Annotated in this window: 21 protein-coding genes and 1 tRNA gene; 7 read left to right on the top strand and 15 right to left on the bottom strand. The window is 40.0% G+C overall.

What is annotated here, in order from left to right; all coding sequences use genetic code 11:
- Window positions 1-58: 58 nt before the first annotated feature.
- From PHC76_RS04455 to PHC76_RS04415, 9 genes are all read right to left on the bottom strand, one after another.
- Entirely contained in the window at window positions 59-394 is a 336-nt protein-coding gene (locus tag PHC76_RS04455) for a helix-turn-helix domain-containing protein (protein ID WP_300209823.1), read from the bottom strand.
- Window positions 391-636, bottom strand: a complete 246-nt coding sequence (locus tag PHC76_RS04450) for a hypothetical protein (protein WP_299971982.1) — start codon at window positions 634-636, stop codon at window positions 391-393. Before PHC76_RS04450 ends, PHC76_RS04455 begins: the two co-directional genes overlap by 4 nt.
- Before the next feature lie 194 nt (window positions 637-830).
- A complete protein-coding gene (locus PHC76_RS04445; protein ID WP_299971980.1) occupies window positions 831-1724 on the bottom strand; it encodes a hypothetical protein in 894 nt (297 codons plus the stop codon).
- Between the two features lie 78 nt (window positions 1725-1802).
- Window positions 1803-3272 (bottom strand): class I SAM-dependent DNA methyltransferase, encoded by a 1470-nt coding sequence (locus PHC76_RS04440; RefSeq protein WP_299971978.1) that lies wholly within the window; start codon window positions 3270-3272, stop codon window positions 1803-1805.
- A 9-nt stretch (window positions 3273-3281) separates the two neighbouring features.
- Window positions 3282-3872 (bottom strand): hypothetical protein, encoded by a 591-nt coding sequence (locus PHC76_RS04435; RefSeq protein WP_299971976.1) that lies wholly within the window; start codon window positions 3870-3872, stop codon window positions 3282-3284.
- A 267-nt stretch (window positions 3873-4139) separates the two neighbouring features.
- Complete coding sequence (locus PHC76_RS04430; RefSeq protein WP_299971975.1) at window positions 4140-4745, bottom strand: DUF6037 family protein; 606 nt, start codon at window positions 4743-4745, stop codon at window positions 4140-4142.
- 12 nt (window positions 4746-4757) lie between these two features.
- Window positions 4758-6758, bottom strand: coding sequence for a restriction endonuclease subunit S (locus PHC76_RS04425; RefSeq protein WP_299971973.1), 2001 nt, complete (start codon window positions 6756-6758; stop codon window positions 4758-4760).
- Complete coding sequence (locus tag PHC76_RS04420; RefSeq protein WP_299971971.1) at window positions 6758-9526, bottom strand: DEAD/DEAH box helicase family protein; 2769 nt, start codon at window positions 9524-9526, stop codon at window positions 6758-6760. The genes PHC76_RS04425 and PHC76_RS04420 overlap by 1 nt, the downstream gene beginning before the upstream one ends.
- Window positions 9527-9750: 224 nt before the next feature.
- A tRNA-Leu gene (locus tag PHC76_RS04415) sits at window positions 9751-9834 on the bottom strand.
- 149 nt (window positions 9835-9983) lie between these two features.
- Between PHC76_RS04415 and PHC76_RS04410 the strand changes: the two genes are divergently transcribed.
- The 6 genes from PHC76_RS04410 to PHC76_RS04385 all read left to right on the top strand — a co-directional run bounded on the left by PHC76_RS04410 (window position 9984) and on the right by PHC76_RS04385 (window position 20432).
- A complete protein-coding gene (locus tag PHC76_RS04410; RefSeq protein WP_299971969.1) occupies window positions 9984-11921 on the top strand; it encodes a flagellar biosynthesis protein FlgL in 1938 nt (645 codons plus the stop codon).
- A 132-nt stretch (window positions 11922-12053) separates the two neighbouring features.
- Complete coding sequence (locus tag PHC76_RS04405; RefSeq protein ID WP_300209821.1) at window positions 12054-14231, top strand: DNA translocase FtsK; 2178 nt, start codon at window positions 12054-12056, stop codon at window positions 14229-14231.
- 133 nt (window positions 14232-14364) lie between these two features.
- Window positions 14365-16974 carry a bifunctional aconitate hydratase 2/2-methylisocitrate dehydratase gene (acnB, locus tag PHC76_RS04400; RefSeq protein WP_299971966.1) on the top strand — a complete coding sequence of 870 codons (2610 nt, stop codon included), beginning with the start codon at window positions 14365-14367 and terminating at the stop codon, window positions 16972-16974.
- A gap of 159 nt (window positions 16975-17133) precedes the next feature.
- Window positions 17134-18486, top strand: a complete 1353-nt coding sequence (gene dbpA / locus PHC76_RS04395; RefSeq protein ID WP_299971964.1) for an ATP-dependent RNA helicase DbpA — start codon at window positions 17134-17136, stop codon at window positions 18484-18486.
- Between the two features lie 31 nt (window positions 18487-18517).
- On the top strand, window positions 18518-19006 hold the full coding sequence (locus tag PHC76_RS04390; RefSeq protein ID WP_299971963.1) for a PAS domain-containing protein: 489 nt from the start codon (window positions 18518-18520) through the stop codon (window positions 19004-19006).
- Window positions 18981-20432 (top strand): methyl-accepting chemotaxis protein, encoded by a 1452-nt coding sequence (locus tag PHC76_RS04385; protein WP_299971961.1) that lies wholly within the window; start codon window positions 18981-18983, stop codon window positions 20430-20432. Before PHC76_RS04390 ends, PHC76_RS04385 begins: the two co-directional genes overlap by 26 nt.
- 50 nt (window positions 20433-20482) lie before the next feature.
- Here the strand turns inward: PHC76_RS04385 and gap are convergent, their stop codons facing one another.
- The 6 genes from gap to PHC76_RS04355 form a co-directional block, all read right to left on the bottom strand.
- Window positions 20483-21481, bottom strand: coding sequence for a type I glyceraldehyde-3-phosphate dehydrogenase (gene gap, locus PHC76_RS04380; RefSeq protein WP_299971959.1), 999 nt, complete (start codon window positions 21479-21481; stop codon window positions 20483-20485).
- A gap of 113 nt (window positions 21482-21594) precedes the next feature.
- Complete coding sequence (hisG, locus tag PHC76_RS04375) at window positions 21595-22212, bottom strand: ATP phosphoribosyltransferase (protein ID WP_299971957.1); 618 nt, start codon at window positions 22210-22212, stop codon at window positions 21595-21597.
- Entirely contained in the window at window positions 22206-22823 is a 618-nt protein-coding gene (locus tag PHC76_RS04370) for a type III pantothenate kinase (protein WP_299971956.1), read from the bottom strand. Before PHC76_RS04370 ends, hisG begins: the two co-directional genes overlap by 7 nt.
- Window positions 22820-23659 (bottom strand): tyrosine-type recombinase/integrase, encoded by an 840-nt coding sequence (locus PHC76_RS04365; protein WP_299971954.1) that lies wholly within the window; start codon window positions 23657-23659, stop codon window positions 22820-22822. Before PHC76_RS04365 ends, PHC76_RS04370 begins: the two co-directional genes overlap by 4 nt.
- Window positions 23660-24652, bottom strand: coding sequence for a hypothetical protein (locus tag PHC76_RS04360; protein ID WP_299971952.1), 993 nt, complete (start codon window positions 24650-24652; stop codon window positions 23660-23662). It abuts the gene before it with no gap.
- The gene (locus PHC76_RS04355; RefSeq protein WP_299971950.1) at window positions 24652-25248 is read right to left on the bottom strand and encodes a hypothetical protein; all 597 of its coding nucleotides are present in this window, start codon (window positions 25246-25248) and stop codon (window positions 24652-24654) included. Before PHC76_RS04355 ends, PHC76_RS04360 begins: the two co-directional genes overlap by 1 nt.
- A 130-nt stretch (window positions 25249-25378) precedes the next feature.
- Between PHC76_RS04355 and gatC the strand changes: the two genes are divergently transcribed.
- Window positions 25379-25669, top strand: coding sequence for an Asp-tRNA(Asn)/Glu-tRNA(Gln) amidotransferase subunit GatC (gatC, locus tag PHC76_RS04350; RefSeq protein WP_299971948.1), 291 nt, complete (start codon window positions 25379-25381; stop codon window positions 25667-25669).
- The last annotated feature ends 5 nt before the right edge of the window (window positions 25670-25674 follow it).

Here is a 25674-nt window from a genome sequence, read left to right as displayed (position 1 = left end):
ATTGTGTCAACTTTTTTGACACTAGATTTGCACAGTTTTGACAGTCTGTAAAGTTTTTTTACAGGCTGCGTTTTCGCAGTTCGAACATAACGAATTCCGAATACCAAAGCTGTGTTGTTCGAAGGTGATTAGTATCTTGGTTGATTTCAATCAACCCCTTGTTTTGGAGCTTTTTTATGATGGTTATCACTGATTGACGGGATAAACCAAAAAACTTTCCAAGTTTTTCCCGGCTCGCATAGCACCATCCATATACAGAACTTTCTGGATTATGGCTCAGATGATAAATAGCATCGGCAACGCAATAATCGTTATTGGAAAGTTCGAAGCGTATTCGTGGATCATGCATAATTGTTGTGTATCCAAGTTTGATTTTTTCATCACGTTTTTTCATGCAGTCATCACTTCATGGGAAATGATATATTCAGCGACAGCTTCTATCGAATATCGGACTGCACCATTGCGGTTGTCCTTCCCATTTTTTGTATATTTAGGTCCATGTGCCATCTTCTTTAGTCGATCAAGGGTTTGTATGGAAATTCCCAATTCATGCGCTGTCTCAAGTCGAGTTAGCATGACTTTTCGATATTTTCGGTAAAGCTTGTCCGCTACCTCTTGACTATTTTCATTTGACATATTCTCTCCTCAATTGTTTTACGACAGTTGATGAAAGTTTAGAGTCAATTAGAGATGAGATAAATGATGATTTTTGAAATAAACAGGCTTGAAAAGCCCTATTTTGCGAAGAAATAAACTTTTAATAGAGATGGTAAAAAATAGAGAAAAATGAAAGAATATGAAGAAAAATGTAGCCTAAAAATGACAAATGATCAGTATTTTATTAAATGCTCACTTTGCCCACATTCACAGGTGTAATGTAGCCCTTGTCCAAAAATGCGAGTCATTTTCATCCTTTTATCACAAAACACACAAAAGAAGTGTGGTCCTCTTTCAATAACATTTTTTCCTACGGGGATATCTTCTATAATTATTTTACGATTCTTGGCTTCTTCTCTCGCTTTTTTGCGGGCTTCTTGTAATTCGATTTGATATTGTTTTTCTTCTTCCTCTTCTTGGAGTATTCTGAGCCGTTCTTCTTCAGCTTTTTGCAACGCTTCCAATCGACGTTGTTCTTCTGTTTTACCGGATATATGACCTACTCGTAAAATATTACTTACAACCGTAGCAAGATCTAAATCTGGATTGTCATTGACCCAAAACTTACCTTCTTTTTCAGATACTTTATAAAATTTCAACTGATCAGTTTGATACAAATATCGCGGTGGGGAATAAAAAAACCAATGTACTATTTCTGCTCCACCATTGATATAATTCAAAGTTCTTTGGTGTGTTGTGACGTCATTTTGCGGTGAAAGCTGTATCTCAAATGCTACACAATCAAAATATTTGTCTGAAAGTAAATCATGTCCTTTTTTGCACAACACATCCGCTATTGCCAATCCTCCAAAAGGCCACACCATTCGAGCTTCTGTTGTTGCTCTCCAACCACTTTCCATTGCAGCATGGCGAATGATATTTTTAGCCTCAATATGCTGCCGCGTTTCAGGCGCATATAATGTACACCCACCCTTTGCCTTGTGAGCGAAGAAACAGGTACCGTATTCATAACGAACTTTTGGGATAGCTACAGCACCACAACACGGTAATGTAAGTGGATATTTTTTATACGTTTTTCGAACTTCGAGCCATTCGGGATCACTCATGCTAGTTGCATAAACATCCTTACCGTCTCTGATTGCACGTATTGGCATATTTCTTTACTACATTTAACTCTAATTTACTTACTGTAATTCACTAACAACTTCTCGAAATGAGAGTAATGCGGCCTCAATATTTTCGATAATATCAATCGCCAATACATCCGGTTCTGATAAATTATCCAAATCAGAAAGTGCATCGTCTTTAAGCCATAGGATGTCTAAACTCGTCTTGTCCCGAGCAACTATCTCTTCATAGCCATATTTACGCCATCGTCCATCTGGATTTTCTGCACTGTAAGTTTCAATCCGATCTTCTCGTTTGCCTGATTTATAACACTCTAAAAAGTTACTCAAATCTTCAAATTTCATCGGATTTTTCTTTTTGGTGTGATGAATATTGGTACGGTAATCGTAAATCCATACCTCTTTTGTCCACGGCTCTTTACGCGTCGGCTTATTATCAAAAAAGATTACATTTGCTTTGACTCCATTGGCGTAAAAAATCCCCGTTGGAAGTCTCAGAATCGTATGAAAGTCGGTCTTTTCTAGCAGCTTTTTACGAATCGTCTCCCCTGCACCACCTTCAAAAAGAACGTTATCCGGTAATACTATTGCTGCTTGACCGTCGGCTTTGAGCATTGTATAGATGTGCTGTACGAAATTTAGTTGTTTGTTCGATGTTGTTGTCCAAAAATCTTCACGATTGTAAGTAAGTTCGTCTTTTTCTTGTTCACCCTCTTCATTCGTAAACGTCATCGAGCTTTTCTTACCGAATGGAGGATTCGCTAGTACATAATCAACCCGCTTGGAAGGAGAAGCGATCAATGCATCCGTCCCCGCGATCATCGATTCGCCGTCGATCTCCCCGATATTATGGAGAAACATATTCATGAGCGCTAAACGACGGGTATTAGCAACAATTTCATTACCGTAAAAAGTCGAATGCTTCAGAAACTCTCGCTCATCTTTGTCGAGTCCTTTAGCATCTAGAAAATCATACGCCGCAAGGAAAAATCCTCCTGTTCCACAAGCGGGATCGGCGATCGATTTTAGAGGTTTAGGACGAACTGCCTCGACCATTGTACGAATCAGAGCACGCGGAGTAAAATACTGCCCTGCACCGCTTTTGGTATCTTCGGCATTTTTCTCCAGCAACCCCTCATAAATGTCCCCTTTGACATCCGTCCCCATCATGACCCATTTCTCTTTATCGATCAAATCGATAAGCTTATAAAGCTTTGCAGGGTCTTGGATCTTGTTTTGGGATTTAGTAAAAATCTGCCCTAGCATACCGCTTTGGATCGATAATTCTCTGAGTGTAATAAGATAATGACTTTCCAGCTCTGCCCCGCGTAAATCAACGAGATCATTCCATCCATATCCTGCAGGAATACCGACATTGCGTTTATACGGAGGCTTGCTATATTCATCCGCCATTTTTAAAAAAAGTAGATAGGTGATTTGTTCGAGATAATCGCCGTAGCTTACTCCATCGTCACGTAATACACTGGCGAAATTCCAAATTTTACTGATAATTGCCGCTGAACTCATTAGATTCCTTTAATAACTATGCTGTAAATGAATAATCTTTTGATGTGGATCGATATTATTGATTGCATCTTTTAGATTGTAGTGCAGTTGCACCATTATCTCTTCAATATCGTATATAATCTGATGCCAACCGCTACTTCCGGGGTTGCTGTGAAATAATTTATTCCTATACTGTTTTATCCGCTCGAAACGAGCATCAAACATTGCTTTCGTATGTAAAGGAGTAATGGTATTATGTTTGTACGTTGTATTTTGGAACAAGCTTTTCAAATCGCTCCAGTTAGCTTCATAAATGGTTTGAATATCTCCCATCATTAACATATTAAACATATCAATACTGGTTGTTGTCGGAATGATTGTTTGATTAAGCATTAAAGCCCTGTCACTTATTTTCTTTTGCAATTTACGATGTTTTGCATTGGAAGGGGGCAAAAAATACCAATCGTCTTGATTCAATGAACTGTATTTGTTTGATAATACAATTGCTGCTTGTGTCCTCATAGCAACTTCAAAGAGCTGAATAAGCATCACTAAAACTTGGTGTTCTTTGATTTTTCTGTTATAGATAGAGATCATTAAATCATATTTATTATGTACCATGCGATGTTTTATAACGTTGTCTGCCTCGATTGACGATGATACTAAGTAATCCTTTTGCAAAACGCTTGCCGCTTTATAGAGTTTCTGATTTTCTGAATATGATGAATGAGTAGAATTTATATTCAAGATCAGACAAAGTTGATTATATAAATTTATTTGTGCTTGCATAATGTTTCTTTGTATTGTATAATTTGGCTGTTAATCCAACTTACCTTACTAGCTTTAATGTCTGGGTACCCCTTTGGGGCTGGTGAGTTGGATCCTCTTTTAGTCTTCATCTTGTTCTTCCAACACTTTTTTAGGATTTTCGATCATCGCAAACGATTTTTCGCTCGGCTGATCCGTAAATGCTACACTTACATTATTTTCTTTACAAAATTCCGCGATAGTATTTCCCAAAATTTTTCTTACTTTGGCGATATTTGCTCCCGTAACGTGTCTTGTCCCCGGAGCATGAGGCATAAAGCGCTGAAAGTAAATTTTATCTTCATCAGAGATAGCGTTACGGGCAACTGAGTGAAAATCAGCCGCCGTAGCTCTTTGCAATGTTGGATGTGTACCGATATGTTCATCAAGCTTTTTCAAAAAATCAAAAGGGTTATAAGGCTTGGTCAGATCAAAAACTTCGTCTTTGCAGACTGCTAATTGTCGATAAGGTTCGTTGTCTAAAATAACGGAAGCGTGATACCAATCCAAATAGATCGGAAATGCGCTCTGAGTTCCTCTTTTTGCTACCCAAAATACATTTTGTTCCAAGCTGTAGATCATCCCAAATTGACATTGATAATACACGAATTCAAATTTTGCGACGGTGATCCCTTCTCGCTGCATCTGTGTACGAAAGGTCTTCCAGTTTTTAAATGCAAAGCTCATTTATCACCCCTTTTACTTTTTCACTTTCATCGGTTTTACATATTTTCCTTGTCCCATTGGAACAATTCCTACTTTAGTCATCCATTCAATTGCTTTATAAAAGCGCTCACGATCAATATTCATTTTTCGGGATGACCATTCTTCTCTCGCACTTTGCACTATCTCATTATGATCGGGCTGTTTTCCATCCATCAAAAGGTTATTCCATGCGGCATATGTTGTAGCAAAAATCTCAGCCCTTACTAAATCCATCGGTAGAATAATTTGAAGCAGTTTTTCGACCTCTGCAAGCTTTAATCCCAGAGATATTCGCACCGATTCGACCAAAGCGTTAAAATTTCTACCTTTTTCGTAAGTGTGACCTATAGACTCTTCACACACATGGAACCATCCTACCATATTGGCACGATGCTCTACTTTTTTCAGATGTGGATAGTCATCCGGGCCGGCGGCATCCTGTACCGGAGTACGCCCTAGCTCGATACCGACCAATGCTTCGCACAAATGTGCTATTTTTTCACATTTCACATGATTAAGTTTATTTTGATGAGGAGTCCCCTCGTGCAGTTTCATCGTTAGGGCAATAATCCCTGCATGGAGATCGGTCGAAGAGAGTTGTTTCACTTGTATTGTAGACTCTACAACAGGTTTATCTTGCAATACGAGTTTCCCCTCAAACGCTTTTTTCAAAATACTCTGGCGCATCTTCTCCGCTTTGATCAGAGACTCATCGATGGTTCGTTCCATCACATCGGCTTCGCTGAGGCGGGATTCGATTTCATTGACGATTTGATGCTGTTCTTCAGTTGATGACAATGGAAATCCAAGTTGAGCAAATCGTCCAGCCCCTAAATGTGCAATACTCGTAGTCCATGAAGCTATTTTCTGAAATTGTTGATGATGAAAATAATGTAAAAAAAGATATAAACAATATTTTGACTCAATTCCAACATAAGATTTAAATCTAACTAATGTATTTTGAAAACAAACATTCTCCATCTCATTTTTAAACATAGCAGGCCTACCAATGAGTTCTAAACTTTGTCCTTCATTAAGCAAGATATCACCATATTCTAATTTATAGGTCTTAAATTCTTCTGGTGTAAAGTTCATTTCTAAAACATCATCAATATTTATTCTATTTTCAAATACATTTGCAACTCTTAGATATGGACGCATATGGTCTCCAAAATGATCCTTTGGACTCCTTTGACGACCCAGTTGTACCAAGCCTGCATTCGCAATTCTTGTCCATTTCCATCCCTTTGGCAACTCCGGTAAACCAGCAATCTCATCAGCAGTGAGCGGCAAAATTTCTTTTGGCTTTCTTGATTTTGACGCATACGCTGTTTCGCGCTCCGCTTTGATCCGCTCCATCAGCGTTCCAACCGTTTCCAGTTTATCAGCATTAGCTTCACGCCATGCAGCGGTAAGTTTCCCCTCAAACGCCGATTTTAGAACACTTTGGCGGTAGCGCTTCAACTGAGCTTTCGCCGCTTTGAGATTCCTGATACTGTTATCGAGTTCACTGAAAAGGATTTCGATTTTTTCGACTATGCGGTGTTGAATTTCCAAAGGTGGAATCAATAATTCAAAATTCCATAGTAAATGCGGATCAACATGCGGAGTCCCTGATCCCTTGGCACGAGTATTTAGTAATTGATATTTTGACTGTAAGAAATAATAGGCATATTTGTCAAATACATCTTTAAAATCAAGACGTACAAGCGTACTGCCTAACGCTCCATTCATACCTTTACCGACATACCCAGATCGAGAGCCATCCCATACCATTAGAAAGTCAGTATCTTTGCACTCTACACATCCAATACCATCGGTGTAGCTATTAATATTATTCCGATCAAAAGCATCAATATCGATATACGGGATCTTACAGAGTTGTGTTAATTCTTTAGAATGATTTTTCGGCTTTTTACCTTTAGCTGAATGAACAAAATCTCCAAGCCGTACATTTTTCCAGCCTTTGGGTAAACTATTTTCTTTTTTCGCCATCATCCTACCAATTCTTCATTCATCTCATCGATCATCCCATAGAGTCCATCCCCAAAAGCACTGTACGCTTTGGCAAGTCCCCCCTGCTCCATCATCTCCAAATCCTCTACATCAAAACGGTACGAACGGGAGATCTCGTCACGGATACGGCGGAGCCAATTCATCTGTTCATCGGTGAATTTCGGAGCGGAGCCTTCTTGTTTGCGAAACACCCAGTTTTGGAAGTTTTGGGCGACGTGCTTTTCCATAGGCGTGAGTGTATCATCTACACCTGAAATATAGCAGACAAGGCCTACGATAGCAGAGAGTTCACTTTTGGGGCTTCCGCTGGCACCATTTAGTCTTTCATACGCTTCCCAGATACGGATCGGAGCTAACGGCGGACGGTGTTCTTTCAATCGTTCCAGTAGCTCTTTTAGCATACGGTAGGTCACTTCACGGCGACGATACGGTTCGTTAAAAAATATCCTTAATGCAATCACTTCTTCTTTGTTCGATTCACAATACTCTCGAAAACTCTCAATAACGGTTTTAGCTTCATCCTCGCTATCACTTTTCCAACCGCTGAATACGACCGAATCGATATTGATACTGTCGATGATCTGCTCACGACGGCGACGGACGCTCTCAGCATATTCGACCAACTCACCATTTAGAGTATGTGCAGCTTCGTTGCTCAGTACCACACGTGCTTTCTCGCACTGTTCTACAGTGACTTCCGCATCTTCGCTTAGATCAAACAAGTTCCGTGCTCTCGCTTCCTGCTTATCCATATCATGTACTGCCAGAAAAGCATGAGCAACCTCCTCGATCGAGTGACCGCCGATATCTTTAAATTCTTGGCGCTCTTTGGTACTCATCTCTTTATTCAGACGTACGAGACGCGCGGCGATAGAGCGATAGGTATCCTCATCATCCGCTCCACCCATCAGGACGCTCATCATCAGATTTTTCATCGATTCGGATTTTTTACGCTCCAGAGGCTGGCTATCTGTCTTGATCGTCTCGGTCACTCCCACCGCATCGACGATGACGAAATGGGTTTTGTCATGGGTGATATCGGTACCCGCTTTTTGCATCATATCGATATCACAGATACGGGTTCCGCGCCCTTTCATCTGCTCGAAATAATTACGGGAGCGGACATCACGCATAAATATAAGACACTCAAGCGGTTTAACATCGGTTCCTGTGGCGATCATATCGACTGTGACGGCAATACGGGGGTTATAATCATTTCGTAGAGCTTGCAATGTCTCTTTAGGATCTTTTGCCTGATAGGTAATCTTTTTACAAAACTCATTACTCTCACCGAATTCATCACGGACGATTTGGATAATATCGTCAGCATGAGAGTCACTTTTGGCGAATATAAGGGTTTTCGGGACATGCTGACGATTTGGGAAAAGAATAGGGAGTTTGTTTCTGAATTCACGTATGATATTACGGATTTGACTTGGATTGACTACTTTTCGATCCAACTGACTCTGAGTATAGGGGATATCGTCATCGAGTTCGCGCCACATTTTTTGTCGAGTCAGTTTGTCTCGATGTTCAACGAGTTGTTTAATAACGACACCCTCTTCATCCGCCTCTTTTGTCAGCTTCGCGCCCTGTTTCGTTACTTCCGTCGTGATGATATACTCTTCATATGGGACATTAACCCCATCGGCTACAGCATCATCGTGTGTGTATTCACTGACAATATTTTCATGGAAAAAACCGAATGTCCGCTTATCCGGCGTTGCTGTCAGCCCGATTAAAAATGCATCGAAATAATCGAGTACCTGCTGCCAAACATTATATATAGAGCGGTGACATTCATCGATGACAATAAAATCAAAAAACTCCGGCGGGATTTTTTCATTATAGACAACTTCCTTTGGGCGTTGAGTCAATGTGTACTCATAAGGGCTGATATCTTCATCCGATTCATCCAACTCGCCCCCACGGAGGATCGAATACATCCGCTGAATCGTACTAATGCACACCTGTGAATCAGTAGCAATATATGACGAGTTTAACCGCTGAACACCGTATAGCTCTGTAAACTGGCGGTTATCGTCTTGGGGGACAAATGCCATAAACTCTTTTTCCGCTTGCTCACCGAGATTTTTCGTATCGACGAGGAAAAGTATCCGTTTACCGTGAGCATGTTTCAAAAGACGATAAATAGAAGTGATGGCTGTATACGTTTTACCCGCTCCCGTCGCCATCTGAATCAATGCACGGGGACGATTTTGACCAAAAGAGCTCTCCAACTTCGTTACAGCATTGAGCTGACAATCACGAAGTTTATCAGGTGGTAGAGTCGGAAATGTTGTGAGTCTACCACGTAAACTCTTCTCTTCTTTTACCCATTTAGCAAGTGTTTCGGGACGGTGAAAGCTAAACACTTCACGCGACCGTGGTTTAGGATCACGCCGATCGGTAAAACGGGTAATAATTCCCGTACTCTCGTAGACAAAAGGGAGTGGTTCTTTGTTATTCGCCCATTTGAGTTTACTGTTGGCGTAGGCACCCGATTGCTCTTCCACGGTAGTAATGTGATGACCTTCTTCCTCACGTTTTGCTTCGATTACCCCAACAGGATTACGATCTACAAACAATACATAGTCAGCAGGACCAATATCTGTTTGATATTCACGCACTGCAATACCAGCTGCAGCACTATGGTTTATCCCATTTTTGTTTTGTACAGCCCAGCCTGCAGCTTTGAGCATTGTATCAATCTGGTCACGGGCTTGTTGTTCAGGGTTTTGGTTCATTTGAAGATTGTAGCAAATCAGCCCCATTATATTGCATAAATTAGCACTAACAATAGTATATTCATCACTACAAGTAGAATAAAATACACATTTTAAATAGGTAAAATTTACTAAGCAGATTTTTCAGGGTAGAAATAGGGTAGAAATGATTGATTTTTTGAATTCTTAAAGTGGCTATCAAAGCGCCTATTTTACGATGTTTTAAGGGGATTTATATAGAGAGGTGGTACCAGTGGGCGGACTCGAACCGCCACGACTCGCGCCACCGGATTTTGAATCCGGCGTGTCTACCATTTCACCACACTGGCATGTCTTGTGAAGAGGTGGAAGTATAGAGATACTTTGCTTAAAAATATGTAAAAGTAACATTACTAATAGAAATTCTACTTTTGCCGATAATAGAGTGTGGAACTTTTATTGCTTTATCTGTTCCAAGAATAGTTTAAAGGGATATATCATGCGAGTAACCTCTTCATCATACTATAATAATATTTACGGCGAAAACAATAAACTAAATCAACAGCTTTTTGATGTTAACAAACAAATATCATCCACACAGAAAATTCAATATTCATACGAAGATCCTAATATATCGACCAATACTCTTCGTTTAGATGATGAAATCACTACTTTAACACAAACAAAAAGTAGTGCACAAAATGCATTTAAAATGTCTACACAAACAGATACTACTATTGGTGATATCGTTAAAACCATGGAATCTATGAAAGTAAAACTCGTCAATGCCGCTAATTCTACACAATCTGATGCAAGTATTCAAGCTATAGCGAAAGAATTACGTGGTCTACAAAATCATTTAATGACACTAGCCAACACTTCTATCGGTGGTCAATATTTATTTTCTGGCACCGCATCTTCACAAAAACCGATTGATGATCATGGTGTGTATCAAGGAAACAACAAAGATCAACTAGCATTTTTAGGTTCAGGAGTAAAACAAAAATACAATATTTCCGGTGCGCAATTATTTTTAGGCGAAGAGAGTAAAATTAACCGTACTATCACCACCAATATTGTGCAGCCTAATCTGACAGATTTATATAAAAATGACAAAAACACCTATATTACTTCAGCAAATAGCATAGGCGATCTAATGGGAAATACAGTAGCTAATTCATCTTCCGATTCCTATTTTTATATTCAGGGATCGAAAACTGACGGCTCAACATTCAAAAAACAGATTCAACTTACAGCAACAGATACAATGGATGATTTACTCAAAGAGATATCAAATACCTATGGAACGAATAAAGTCAATGTAACACTCAATCCACATGGTCAAATTGAGATAAGTGATAAAACTATGGGTTCTAGTAAACTGGATTTTCACATGGTTGCGGCAATTGATTTTAGCGGAGGAACGGCAGCAACAAATGCTATAACTGACATTACCACCTTACAAGCTGGTTCAACTGATTTTCAAACAGCAGGGATAACCACCCCTGGACTCTATGTCAAAGAATTTACCAAAAGCGGGTTTAATCCTACAAACACACTCGACACAATAGAAGGGATCAATTATGATCAAACTCAGTTTACACAGAAAGGGGCTGAACTCCTTTCTAACGTAGCTCAAATTGTAAGATCAGATAACACTTATGCCACCCCAGCAACAAAAATTGTAGATGTTGGATCATTTTCGACGAACACAACTATTCATCTCGAAGGGACGACCATCACTGGTGCTGCATTTTCACAAAATCTAAATCTTGCAACAGATTTACTGGATGAAAATGGAAATCCAACTGCTTTAAACGACGTTACCTATCAACAAGTAATGGATGCAATCAATGTAATCGTTACCGGTGCGTCTACCACGCAAGCATCTTATGCATTAGGGACAACTTCTCTAAGTTACGATGGTAAAATTACATTCAAAGATAAAACCAACGCTACCACACAAGCTTCACTCTCTATTTATGACTCTACATCTTCTGATTACACCACAACCACTGGTAGTGCATTAACCTTTAATGCTAACAATGCCCTTACAGTTCGTGATCCTAAAAACGACTTTTTTACTCAAATTGATCAAATCATCAAATCTGTTGAAGAGGGTAAAACACGTGCAAATGGATCTGATACAACCGATCCTCGCAATATTGGAATCCAAAATTCCATTCAAATGATTGATGATATAAATGATCATGTAGGTCGCCTGCAAACTGAATCAGGATCATATTCACAAGTATTACAATCATCCAGTGATCGCAGTGACCTCTTGATTACAAGTACAAAAATGCTGCGCTCCGATGTAATTGACACTGATATTGCCGAATCACAATTAAAATTACAACAACTTTCTCTCAGCTATCAAGCAATGCTCTCGACAATATCGAAAGTTTCTAAACTCTCACTTGTCAATTATTTATAGCAAAATGCAATAAAAAAGAGGGCTGTCTCTCTTTTTTAGCTATAATTTATACACTTTTTATATTTACAAGGATCTTCCATTTTACGCGATATACTTTTCATTGGCAGTTTTGGCATACTGTTTTATTTAGGCTTGGCTACTGTAATTTCAGACCCCGCAATTATCGGTGCTTACGGTGCGACATTTGCACAAAATAATATCTATGTTTTTGGTTACGTCGCGTACATGTATCTTTTGTTATTAATGGTTCCTCTTTTTTATTTTTATAAAGGGAGTAGTAATTTAGCATATCGTCTTGAGATGGGAGGGATATTTACTCTCCTTTTATTTACCCTCCTCTTTTTTCAAGCGATGGTTGTGGATGGAGAATATCGAGGTAGTGCAGTAGGTTCTATTGTCGATTTTTTAGGTGTTTATATCGGCAGTTTTGGATTATGGATACTATGGTTAATGCTTGTGGCTGTCTCTATGGTCATTGTCCTCGAAGAATCGATTGGTGAGCTTCTTCGTCCGTTTAAAGAGTATATGGCAAAGCCTCTTGCTACCCCTAAACCATCAAAAATAATCCATAATGAAAAAATAGAAACCTATGATGACTCTTTTGAAAGTGATTATGAAGATGCACCCTCTTATACCCTCCCCACTTTCGACATTAATCCATCTAATGATATGCCGACACAACCCGTTCAAGCAACTTTTGTCCCTGAGAAACAAGAAGCTATTGTAGAAATAAAGGGTGTACCGGCAGAGATATCTGAAATAGAGCCAGCAGTAAAAGAATCAACCATTTTAAGTATGGCAAAAAAGGTAAAAGAGTCTAAACAACATGCATTAGTTGTGGATGAGCTCGAAGAGAATAAAATTTTGCTCGAACAAATAGACAAAGGTGTGAGCGAAAAACCAAAAAATTTCAAACTCCCACCAACCGATTTTTTACAATACCCACCCAAAAAACAAAACGTTGTCGATGAGAGCGAATTGGATGATAAAATTCGGGATTTGATTGAAAAACTTGCCCATTTTAATATCGACGGTGACGTTGTCCGCACCTATGCAGGTCCTGTTGTCTCTACGTTTGAATTTAAACCTGCCGCAAATATCAAAGTCTCCAAGATTCTCGGACTCCAAGATGATTTAGCCATGGCTCTTCGTGCACAAACCATCCGTATCCAAGCCCCTATTCCGGGAAAAGATGTTGTCGGTATCGAAATTCCGAACAAAACCGTCGAAACCATCTATCTACGCGATATTTTTGAGAGTAAACTTTTCCAAGAAGCAGCGTCCCCGCTTACCCTTGTTTTAGGAAAAGATATCGTCGGTAAACCTTTTATCACCGATCTCAAAAAGCTCCCTCATCTTCTCATAGCAGGAACAACAGGAAGCGGTAAGAGTGTCGGTATTAATGCGATGATTTTGAGTCTTTTGTATAAAAATTCCCCCGATCAGCTTAGACTACTCATGATCGATCCAAAAATGTTGGAGTTTTCTGTCTATAACGATATACCGCATCTACTCACCCCTGTTATTACTAAGCCCAAAGAGGCAATTTCAGCACTCAACAACATGGTCTATGAGATGGAACGCCGTTATCAATTGATGTCTGAAACCCGTACCAAAAACATCGAAAATTTTAATGAAAAAATGAAAGCCGAAAAAGGTGAACAACTCCCTTATATCGTCGTTATTATCGATGAACTTGCCGATTTAATGATGACCAGCGGTAAGGATGTAGAGTATTCTATTGCGCGACTTGCACAAATGGCGCGAGCAAGCGGTATCCATCTCATCGTTGCCACGCAACGACCAAGTGTCGATGTGGTTACAGGGCTTATCAAAGCCAACCTCCCCTCACGCATCAGCTATAAAGTGGGACAAAAAATCGACAGTAAAATCATCCTTGACGGCATGGGTGCCGAATCGCTTCTCGGTCGTGGTGATATGCTCTTTACCCCTCCTGGAATGAGTGGTTTAGTGCGCCTCCATGCGCCATGGAGTAGTGAATCGGAAATCGAAAAAATTGTTAACTTTATCAAGGCACAACGCGAACCTGATTATGACCGCCGATTTTTAAGAGACAAAACTGATATTGTCAAAAATGGGAGTGGTGAAGAGAACGATAAACCTCTCGATGAGCTCTATGAAGAGGCAAAAAATATCATACTTACGGAACAAAAAACATCGATCAGTTACCTGCAACGGCGATTGCAAATCGGTTACAACCGTTCTGCCACTCTGATCGAGCAATTGGAACAAAACGGAATACTCTCGCCCCCTAATGCAAAAGGAAACCGTGAAATAATTTTCGAGTAGATTGAAATATGTTTCAATTTTACTCACCATTTCACTAATAACAATAAATTAGTGTTTACTTTTGTAACACTGTAAAAAATCACTCCCCCCTTTCTGATATAATCACTTAAAATTAACTGGCACAGGAGTCACTATGGCTTTTATGGACGAATACAAAGCACACGTAGCGGAACGCGCAGCACAAGGAATCCCACCATTCCCACTTACAAAAGAGCAAGTTACCGAGTTGGTAACACTGATCACGGCAGAAAGCTCTAAAAACGACGAATTGGTCACTATGTTGGCAGAACGTGTCAATCCGGGTGTTGATGACGGTGCTCACGTTAAAGCGGCATTTTTGCATCAAATCGTCCAAGGGGAAGTAAAAGCTTTCTTGGCAGACAACAGCGACATCAACAGCAATGATCACAAAAAAGCGGCAATCAAAATCCTCGGTAAAATGGTGGGTGGTTATAACGTCAAACCTCTTATCGATGCTCTAAGTAACGATGCTATCGCTAACGAAGCGGCACATGAACTCAAACATACACTTTTGGTGTACGATGCGTTCAATGACATTGTTGAGCTTTCAAAAACCAACAGCTATGCTATGGACGTTCTTCAATCATGGGCAGATGCTGAGTGGTTTACGAGCAAAAAAACTTTGGCGGAAAAATTCAGCGTTGTAGTGTTCAAATTCCCAGGAGAAACCAACACCGATGACCTCTCTCCTGCGAGTGCCGCGTTTACCCGCTCTGACATCCCGCTTCACGCAACTACTATGCTTAGCGCTAAAATGCCGGAAGGTATCGCTAAAATCGCTGAGTTGAAAGAAAAAGGGATGCAAATTGCCTATGTCGGTGACGTTGTTGGTACTGGTTCTAGTCGTAAATCAGCGGCAAACTCCGTTCAATGGCACATGGGTGATGATATCCCAGGTATCCCGAACAAACGTACGGGTGGAGTTGTTATCGGTAGCATCATTGCTCCGATCTTCTTTGCAACGTGTGAAGATTCCGGCGCACTCCCTATCGAAGCCGATGTATCGCAAATGGAGACAGGCGATGTACTTGATATCGATACAAAAGCGGGAACTATCACTAAAAATGATGCTGTAATCGCTTCCTTTAGCCTTCGTCCAAATACTATCGAAGACGAAGTACGTGCTGGTGGACGTATCCCACTCATCATCGGACGCGGTTTGACGGCTAAAGCACGCACGGCTCTTGGACTGGCACCTGCTACCATTTTCGCAACTCCTATCCAACCTGCCGATACAGGCAAAGGCTACACCCTTGCGCAAAAAATGGTCGGTAAGGCATGTGGTATGGAGGGTGTTCGCCCAGGTATGTACTGTGAGCCGATCACTAGTACCGTAGGGAGCCAAGACACCACAGGACCAATGACACGTGATGAGATCAAAGAGCTCTCCGCTCTTGGCTTCTCAGCGGATTTCGTTCTTCAATCATTTTGTCATACAGCCGCATACCCGAAACCATCCGATGTGAAATTGCACGCAACGCTTCCGTCATTCATCAGCTCACGCAGCGGTGTCGCTCTTCGCCCTGCGGATGGTGTTATCCACTCATGGTTGAACCGTATGGTTCTCCCTGATACGGTTGGAACAGGTGGTGATAGCCATACCCGTTTCCCAATCGGTGTGAGTTTCCCTGCGGGGTCAGGTCTCGTAGCATTTGCGGGTGTTACGGGTGCAATGCCTCTTGAAATGCCAGAATCGGTTTTGGTTCGTTTCAAAGGTGAAATGCAACCTGGTATCACATTGCGTGACTTGGTTAATGCAATCCCTTATTATGCAATCAAAGCAGGTCTTTTGACTGTTGAGAAGAAGGGCAAGAAAAATATCTTCAACGGACGTGTATTGGAAATCGAAGGGTTGCCAAATATGAAAGTAGAACAAGCGTTCGAACTCTCCGATGCATCGGCTGAGCGCTCTGCGGCGGCATGTACCGTTCGTTTGAACAAAGAACCGGTTATCGAATACCTAAAATCAAACGTAACGTTGATCGAAGCGATGGTAGCTGATGGCTACGAAGATGCTCGTACACTACAACGTCGTGCGGACAAAATGAAAGAGTGGCTGGTTGCTCCGACATTGATGGAGCCAGATGCAGACGCAGAGTACGCGGCAATCATCGAAATCGACCTTAACGACGTTAAAGAGCCGATTTTGGCATGTCCAAACGATCCTGATAATGTTAAATTGCTCAGCGATGTTGCAGGAACTGAAATCAACGAAGTATTCCTCGGCAGCTGTATGACCAACATCGGTCACTACCGCGCGGCGGGTGAAGTGATGCGCGGCGAGGGTAAAATTGCCGTTGAGAAATTCTGGATCGTACCACCGACCCGTATGGATGAGCAACAACTCATCAACGAAGGATACTACGACGTGTATAAAGCGATTGCGGCTACAACCGAAGTTCCGGGATGTTCACTCTGTATGGGGAACCAAGCGAGCTCACGTGAGGGTTCAACCGTATTCTCTACCTCTACTCGTAACTTTGACAACCGTTTAGGAAAAGGGACACAAGTCTATCTCGGAAGTGCTGAGCTTGCATCAGTATGTGCTAAACTTGGACGTATCCCAACGGTAACTGAATATATGAGCATCGTTCCTGAAAAATTAGCAGGAAAAGCGGATCAAGTCTATAAATATCTCAACTTTAACGAGATTACTTCCTACTCACTTCAAGCGCGTAATGTAGCTGAAGAGAAATACGGCGTTACTATTAAAGCGGTATAATCCGCCCCTCCTCTTGGAAGTGGGACTGGGTCTGCCCCTAGGGTATTAGTCCCGCCTCTACTTTCCGACACTAAAGTGTCAGTTCCAGTTTTTACCCTTACAACTTCAAGATAGTAGTAACTACGCTATAATTAGACATCTACATACTAAAGCAACATTATGTCCTCTTTTACTACACTACCTCTTCAATCACCATTACAAACAGCGCTTAAACGGCTAAATTTCACCACTATGACCCCAATTCAAGAGCAATCACTCCCTAGTATTTTAGAAGGGAAAGATATTGTTGCGCAAGCCTCTACCGGAAGCGGTAAAACACTTGCGTTTGCATTGGGACTTTTACAAAATATTAATCCTAAATTTTTTGCTGCCCAATCTCTCGTATTGTGCCCTACCCGTGAACTTGCAGAACAAGTGGCAAAAGTAATCCGCTCATGTGCCAGTGAAATCGGTAATATCAAACTCCTTACCCTCTGTGGCGGTGTCCCTATGAAAGGGCAAAAACACTCTCTCACGCACGGTGCACACATCATCGTTGGAACTCCCGGACGGGTACTCAAACTTCTCCAAATCGATGCTTTAGATTTAAAACATTGTAAAACTTCTGTTTTAGATGAAGCTGACCAAATGGTAGATATGGGTTTTATCGACGATATAGAAGAGATATTTACCTATCTACCTGCTCAAAAACAAACACTGTTATTCTCAGCCACCTATCCTGAGTCGATCAAAGAGCTCACCTCAAAGCTCACCCATAATCCGTTATTTATTAAAACACACACGACGGAGATAAAACCCGATATTGATGAGATAGCCTACGTTGTCAGCGATAAAACGTTAGCACTCAATACCCTCATCCAACATCATAACATTACCAATGCCATCATATTTTGCAATACCAAGGTTGTAGCCTCAGAACTGTGTGAAACACTCCGTTATGCCGGCATACATGCTATTGCTCTTCATGGAGACATGGAACAGTTTGATCGAAATGAAGCCATTATCCAATTTCGAAACGGAAGTGCCCCTTTTCTCGTAGCCACCGATGTGGCAGGTCGCGGTATCGATATCGAAGGGCTTGATGTTATTATTAACTATGATGTTCCTCAACAGCTTGATCGTTATATCCATCGAATCGGACGAACCGGACGTGCAGGAAAAAATGGTATGGCTATCACTCTCGTGAGTCCACATCAAGGTGATTCATTTTTAGGTTTAGCGCGAAATATAGTGTTGCAAGAACTTCCTCGACTTATCAATGACTTTGAATTATCCACACCAATGCAAACCATCTGTATTGATGCAGGGAAAAAAGAGAAACTGCGTGCAGGCGATATTGTCGGTGCGATGATTCATGAGGGAGGGCTTGAAAATGTGCAAATTGGGAAGATCGATCAACTCGATCATCTTAGTTATGTTGCGGTTCCCCGCTCATTAGCAAAGAATGTACATACAAAACTTCAAAAACGACCGATAAAAGGGAAAGTTTTCAGGATATGGTTGCTAGACTAACACTAACTTTCTATAATTAGGAGTAATATATATGGCAAATCAAGAACTAACCTTTGGCGAAGAAGAGTTTATTGTCTCCAAAACGGATTTAAAAGGGAAAATTACCTATGGAAATGCCCTATTTATTAAAATATCAGGATATGATGAAGCTGAACTGATTAACCAACCCCATAATATTCTCCGTCATTCTGACATGCCAGCCATTGTTTTTAAGCTTTTATGGAAAGAGATACAAGCAGGCAATGAGATATTCGCTTATGTCAAAAATAAAAATAAAAATGGTGACTACTATTGGGTTTTTGCTCATGTTACCCCCTCTTTTGATAGTAATCGCCGTATCTGCAATTATCACTCTGTACGTCGCAAGCCTTCTGCAAAAGCATTAAATGTTATTAAACCCCTCTATGCTACGCTCCTTCAAAAAGAAAAAAGTGAAGGCATCAACGCTTCAGAAGCACTACTATTTCAAGTATTAAAAGACAAAGGACTCACTTATGACGAATTTATCCTCTCTCTCTAAAGTCCAATATGCCAATATAGCATCCATAGCACTTTTCGTTGTTGCACTTGTACTCGAAACCATACTTGATGGATGGAACTGGATACGTCTCCTTAATTTTTTCAATTTTTTCCTAGCATGGTTTATCTTTATCAACATCCGGCATACCCAAAAAACCATTAATGAAGTTGCTTTGGTGATTCAAGGGGCAGAAAAAGGGTATCTTGAAAATCGTATTACTCACATTGATGATCATGGGGAGCTCAAAGCCTTATGCTGGAATACCAATAATATGCTTGATCAAACAGAGGTCTTTATCCGTGAAATACGTGCGAGTGTAGATTCTGCAAGCCGTGACAAATATCATCGTACTATCCTTACACAAGGATTACATGGTGAATTTAAAGAGGCAAGCAACTACGTTAACAAAGCTATTCAATCTATGCATATAACCTATGTGCACATGCAAAAATCTGTTTTAAATGCCGAACTTGGTCAGATTGGTTCAGGAGTCAGCGGTGGCTTAGAAGTTATCCAAGGAGACTTGCAAAAAACGATTATTCGTTTAGGGAATATTACCAAAATATCCCATTTAACCTCAACACGTTCATCCGATACGCTCAATGAGCTTGAAAACATTATTGGGCGATTGAATCATCTTATTGAATTAGTTCAAACATCAGCCGATGCGATTCAATCACTCAATAATAAAACAAGTGAAATCACCTCTGTTGTCAATCTAATAAAAGATATTGCCGATCAAACAAACCTTTTAGCACTTAATGCTGCTATCGAAGCGGCACGTGCCGGTGAGCATGGACGCGGATTTGCTGTTGTTGCCGATGAAGTGCGCAAACTGGCAGAACGAACCCAAAAGGCAACCGGTGAGATAGCAATAGCTGTTCAAACACTCTTACAAGAGACAACTGAAATTTATTCCAATTCTGAGTCCATGAATGATATCGCGTCACAATCGAGTCAATCGATTGCATCGTTTCATTCTACACTTCAAAACTTTAACAAAGATGCTATTTCTACAGCACAACAAGCAACTATTATTGAAAACACCACCTTTATTACATTAGCAAAAATTGATCATATTATGTATAAATCCAATGCCTTTATTACCGTAATTAATGGAGGAATAAAAAAATGGAAACCAACCAACCATAATGCTTGTAGATTAGGTCAATGGTATTATAACGGCGCGGGAAAAGAGCGTTTTGCTCATCTTGAGCATTACAAAGCGATGGCTATTCCTCATGAAATGGTCCATAAATATGCTCTTGAGAATATAAAATTTGTTGAAAATGAAGATCATTCAACTGAACATAAAAATGAAATAATTCAAAATTTTGTAGCAATGGAAAAAGCAAGTGATGAACTTTTCCATAATATGGATGAACTTATTAAAGAGTCTGAAATTGCTTTAGCAATCGCTAATTAATAGAGTTTCATCTTTAGTATCAGATAAGATACTAAAGATTTAAAGAGAGATTATTGATGATTTCCAACCAATACGCACATATCAACCAAACGGCTACTGTATCCCCACTCATTGTCATACCATGCCAATACTTTAACTGTTTTTCCATCGACGACACTCGTCATATCCGGAACATACGTTGAACTGTACGTAGACCCTACAAAATCAGTGGAAACACGTTTGTCGTTATCCACTTCAAGTAATCCTTTGAACGGTCCTGCTGCTGCTGCATTAAATGCTGCATGGATATCCTCTTTAGTAACCTCTTTCTTAAGATTAACTGTCAAATCAACAACAGAGACATCCGGAGTCGGTACACGCATCGCATAACCATTCAGCTTACCTAAAAGATGTGGCATAACTTTACCGATTGCTTTAGCAGCACCCGTCGAAGTAGGAATCATATTCATCGCAGCCGCACGCGCACGACGAGGATCTTTTGAATGCTTAACATCCAAAATATTTTGATCATTCGTATATGAATGAATAGTCGTCATCAAACCGTTTTCAATTCCAAACGCATCATCAAGAACTTTACAAATCGGTCCTAAACAGTTGGTTGTACAGCTCGCATTCGAGATAATCTCTTCCCCTTTGTAGTCGTTTGAATTAACACCAATAACGTAGGTAGGTGAATCATCTTTTGCCGGAGCAGACATAACAACTTTACGAACACCATTTCTAAGATATTTTTGACAGCTCACTTGATCCAAAAAGACACCGGTACATTCAATGACTACCTCAGCACCCGCTCCACCAAAATCAACATTATCAAGATTACGGTCACTAAACATACGTACCGCTTTCCCGCCAATTTCAATCGTATTTTCATCAATAATGCGTGCATCAATACCTTGATGAACACTATCATATTTCAACAAATAGACCAACATATCAGGTTTAGCAGTCGTATTAAGTGCTACTAATTCAATATCAGTACGTGAAGCAATAATTTTTGCAACAATAAGTCCTATACGTCCAGTTCCGTTGATTGCGACTTTAAGTGCCATTGTATCTCCTAAATAGTGACTATATAATGAGGTAGTGTAACAAAAAACGGATAAAAAAGGGATAAGAAGAATAAAATCTCTCACGAGATTCTATTAAAAAATGGTAATTATAATTATTGAGGATAAAGAAGGGTATTTATTTTTTCATAAATATCTAAAATTTCAGATTTTTTTTCAAAAAAACTGTTTTTATTGGCAATCAGGTGAGTGGTCGATTCCATAATCGTCTCTACCACTTCCAACCCGTTTTGCTTCATCGTACTCCCCGTTTCCACCACATCAACGATCATATCGGCTAATCCCACGAGAGGAGCCAACTCAATGGAACCGTAAAGTTTGATAATATCAGCGGCCACTGCACGCTCAGCAAAATAGCGTTTGGTGATGTTCACCATCTTCGTCGCTACCTTGATTTCGCTTTTGGTAAAATCGGGTTTTTCACCTGCACGCATCCCGATAGCGACACGGCATTTCCCTTTTTGCAAATCCAGTAACCGTATAACGTCCAACCCCTGCTCTTCGAGCGTATCGAGACCGACAACACCGATATCAGCGGCTTGATGATAGACATAGGTAGCGACGTCCTGATTACGTACCAATAAAAATTTAAAATTTTCCGTTTGCAAAATCAATTTGCGATCATCAAATTTAAAACTGCTTCCAAAGATTGTTTCAAATATCTCTAACGTATCTTCGGCAATTCGCCCCTTAGGAAGTGCAACACTTAGCATTTAGCCCCTTTATCTATCAACTTCTTCATCCCTGTGAAAATCAAATTTTCATCCACTTTTGCCTCCCTAAAGAAACGAGACAACAGCCGTGCATCTCCGCCGCTCACATAAATGGGTTTTCCTAAACCCTCAATCTTTTCGATTAAAGGGGCTAAAAAACCGATACTGAGTGCATCAGGGGTATTTTTCGCCATTTTAGCCAAATCTACCTCAAAGTTAAATGACATATCCAATGCGGGAGAGAGTTTAGCATATGCCTCTTGCGCTGCACGAAGACCTAATGCAATAAATCCCCCCTGATACACACCACCTTGCATTACATCTACCGTAATGGCACTCCCGGCATCCACTATCACACCATCATCTATCGCTTCACACACCATAATACGGTCTAACCCCATGGTGGAGTAATATTTCTCTCTCTCCACCAAAAGTTCTATATTATACCAATTCGGTAAAGTTTCGAGTTGGTCTTGAATACTTTGGTTGACATTAACATACCACACTTCACCAATGAACACTTCAGGTTTGAATTCCGAAAGTAGAACTTTTCGACACACATCTTTTTCATAAATATCAGCGGTTGTGTTGCCTATATCACAACAAATCATACTTTCTCCTCTCTCATAGCATCTGCCATCGGATGATATTTCAATACCGTCTCCTGAAGATTATACTTCTGCACATGGGTATATATCTGAGTCGTGACTAATGAAGCGTGCCCCAAAAGCTCTTGTACTACCCGTAAATCAGCTCCACCCAATATCAGACCCGTTGCATAAGAGTGTCGAAGCGCATGGGGAGAAACACCAAGATACTTTTGGGTAATTTTAAATACCGAGATACGGCTTAAAGGCTCAAAACGGTAATTGAGCCATAAAGAGCGTTTAACATAGGGGCATGCATCTCGATATGCTCTTAGCGCTTTAAGTGCCTCATGCGCAATAGGGATATAGCGCTCTTTATCCCCTTTACCGTGGCGCACACGTAACCACTCCCCTTCAATATCCTCTTCATGAATCCCCAAACACTCACTGATACGCGTCCCTGTGGCATAGAGAAAAAGTATTAATGCATAATCACGCAATCCTAACCAATCGGATTTGTCTATACTATTTAATCCACCCATAATCGATTCAAACGGTAAATATTTTGGAAGTGTTTGCGGAAGTTTGGAAAGACGAAATTTAGAGAGTTTGGCATCAAAATGGCTTTTATAACAAAAGTCTAAAAAAGAGTTTACAGAGGATAACTTTCGATTGAGCGTTCGCTTATTCTCAATCTTCATTAAAACATTCACAATCATAGCCGTATCCAACTCCACCAAAGGACGCTGTGTCAATCTCTCAATTTCATCGAGATCATGACGGTACGCTTCAATTGTATTAGGACTCAGGGATTTGACAATGGTTATATATTCACAAAAAGCTTCAACGGCAGATGACATTTATTTTACATCAATGTAACGATCGCCAAAATAAAATCTTCCCTCTCCAGCGAATACGCTCTCATGCTTCATATCAATGTCATACACATCATAGGTGAGTAAGTCTTTGCTTAACGCAATTAAATATCCCCCCTGCTCTACAACATAAACATGATCTTTTTGAACCGAAATCCCTACAAAATGGGCAAAAGGGAATTTTTTCTTCCCTTTGAATTGCAATGTTGAAGTAAGTGCTACAACTTCACCTTGCTTTGTCGTCAACCATATTCCATCATCACTATAAGCAATATCACGCACTTCGTATTTTTCACGATTCTCTTTTTGAGAAAGGGCTAGAACCGTATTACCGGTAGATGCAACCATATTGTTCTCTATAACATTAAGATAAGTTACATTGTTAAAATACTCTTCTGAACCAACAACAATTGATCTAAGCATCTTTTTTTCTGTTGAATTAACAATGACAATTTTTCCGTCCAATGTTGAGAAAACAACTAAATCTTTTAAGAAATAAGGGTTAACAATCCGTTCATCCACAGCTATCGGAGCATTTGAACTCTCTTTAAAAGTTAATTTTTTGCTTTGTAATGAATACAATGCCATCTCATTATTGGCAAACAAAATTGCTATTACATCCCCTTCGATATTAGCTGCTGCAACAGAACGTTTTAGCTCGATTGTAACATGCTCACTAACACCGTCTTCAGGAATTAATTCTAAATTATTGAGACTGTTTTGAGTAATAATCCAACCATCATTTATAGTGATAAAACGAAATCCTTCCGGAATTTTTAATTTTTTTTCACCCTCTTTGGTCAAAAGATTTCGGTTTTCTAAAACAGCCGCTTTGAGTGAGACATTGCTGATAGGTGAACTCAAATGTCCACTACTACGCCATTCCCCTTTTAGATTTTCTGGTTTAAATACCTCTTTTTGTGAACACCCTTGAAGAAAAAGTATCCCTAACAAGGCTAAAGGAAAAAGATATCTCATTATTTCACACCATAATGGCTCAACATTTGAGCCAAAGGATAGAGTGATGAATCTTCTTTAATTCTTGACAAGGATGTATGGGCATTAGAAGCATTACCTGCTTGTATATCTTTTACCGCCAATTCAATCGTTGCTAAATCACCGTAAATCGCATCTTGCTTTTTGCTATAAGTTCCCAACTCTTTCTCATTTTTACTAATTATCGCACTTTCATAGGTAGCAATATCAGCTACTTCCCCTGATTTAGAGCTTTTTAGTGTACTTAACACTTTAAGATCGTTATTTTTAAGGGCTTGTGACAATGTATAAAGTTCATATAACGGTTGGGAGTTATTAGCAAGCTCTTGCTTAGCTTTTGAATCACTAGGATTCATCAATAAAAGATTAAGAGCACTATTGGCTTTCTCCATTTTTGCCTTTTCGTATGCTTCATAACCTGCATATCCACCTAAACCAAATACCAAAGCTAACAATGATGCTATCAATGGTTTTTGGTATTTTTTAACAAAACGTTCCGTTTTCACGGCACTTTCAAAAAATTTTTCTTCCGAACTTAGCTCAGTTTGGAGAGCTTGTATATTCTCTTTAAGGCTCAAAAGGGCTCCTGTGGATAATCATAATTGATCTATTTGATGATAATGATAACTCAAGAGTTGTTAATTTTTCATAATAAGAACTATTTTTCGCTACAATAAGAGAATAAATTTCCCTCACTAGGTTCAAAGTATGCATATTGATGAAACACTTTTACAACGTCTTGAAAAACTCTCATTTTTAGAAATACCGGCTGAAAATCGTTCAGAGATGATTGCTCAAATGTCCGAAATCGTCTCATTTGTGGATAATCTTTCCGAACTCTCTACCGATGGTGTTAACCCGACTTTCTCGATGGATACTAGCTCAACCCATCTACGCGATGATATCCGGAGAGTAAATCGTCAAATTAATGACGACATCTTAAACCATACACCCCATTCACAAGATCATTTTTTTATCGTCCCTAAGATTATTGAGTAATTATC

Origin of the sequence: Sulfuricurvum sp. (assembly GCF_028710345.1) — a bacterium.
GTDB lineage: Bacteria > Campylobacterota > Campylobacteria > Campylobacterales > Sulfurimonadaceae > Sulfuricurvum.
Note: the sequence above shows the minus strand (reverse complement) of the source record. Positions and strands in the feature narration are given on the sequence as shown.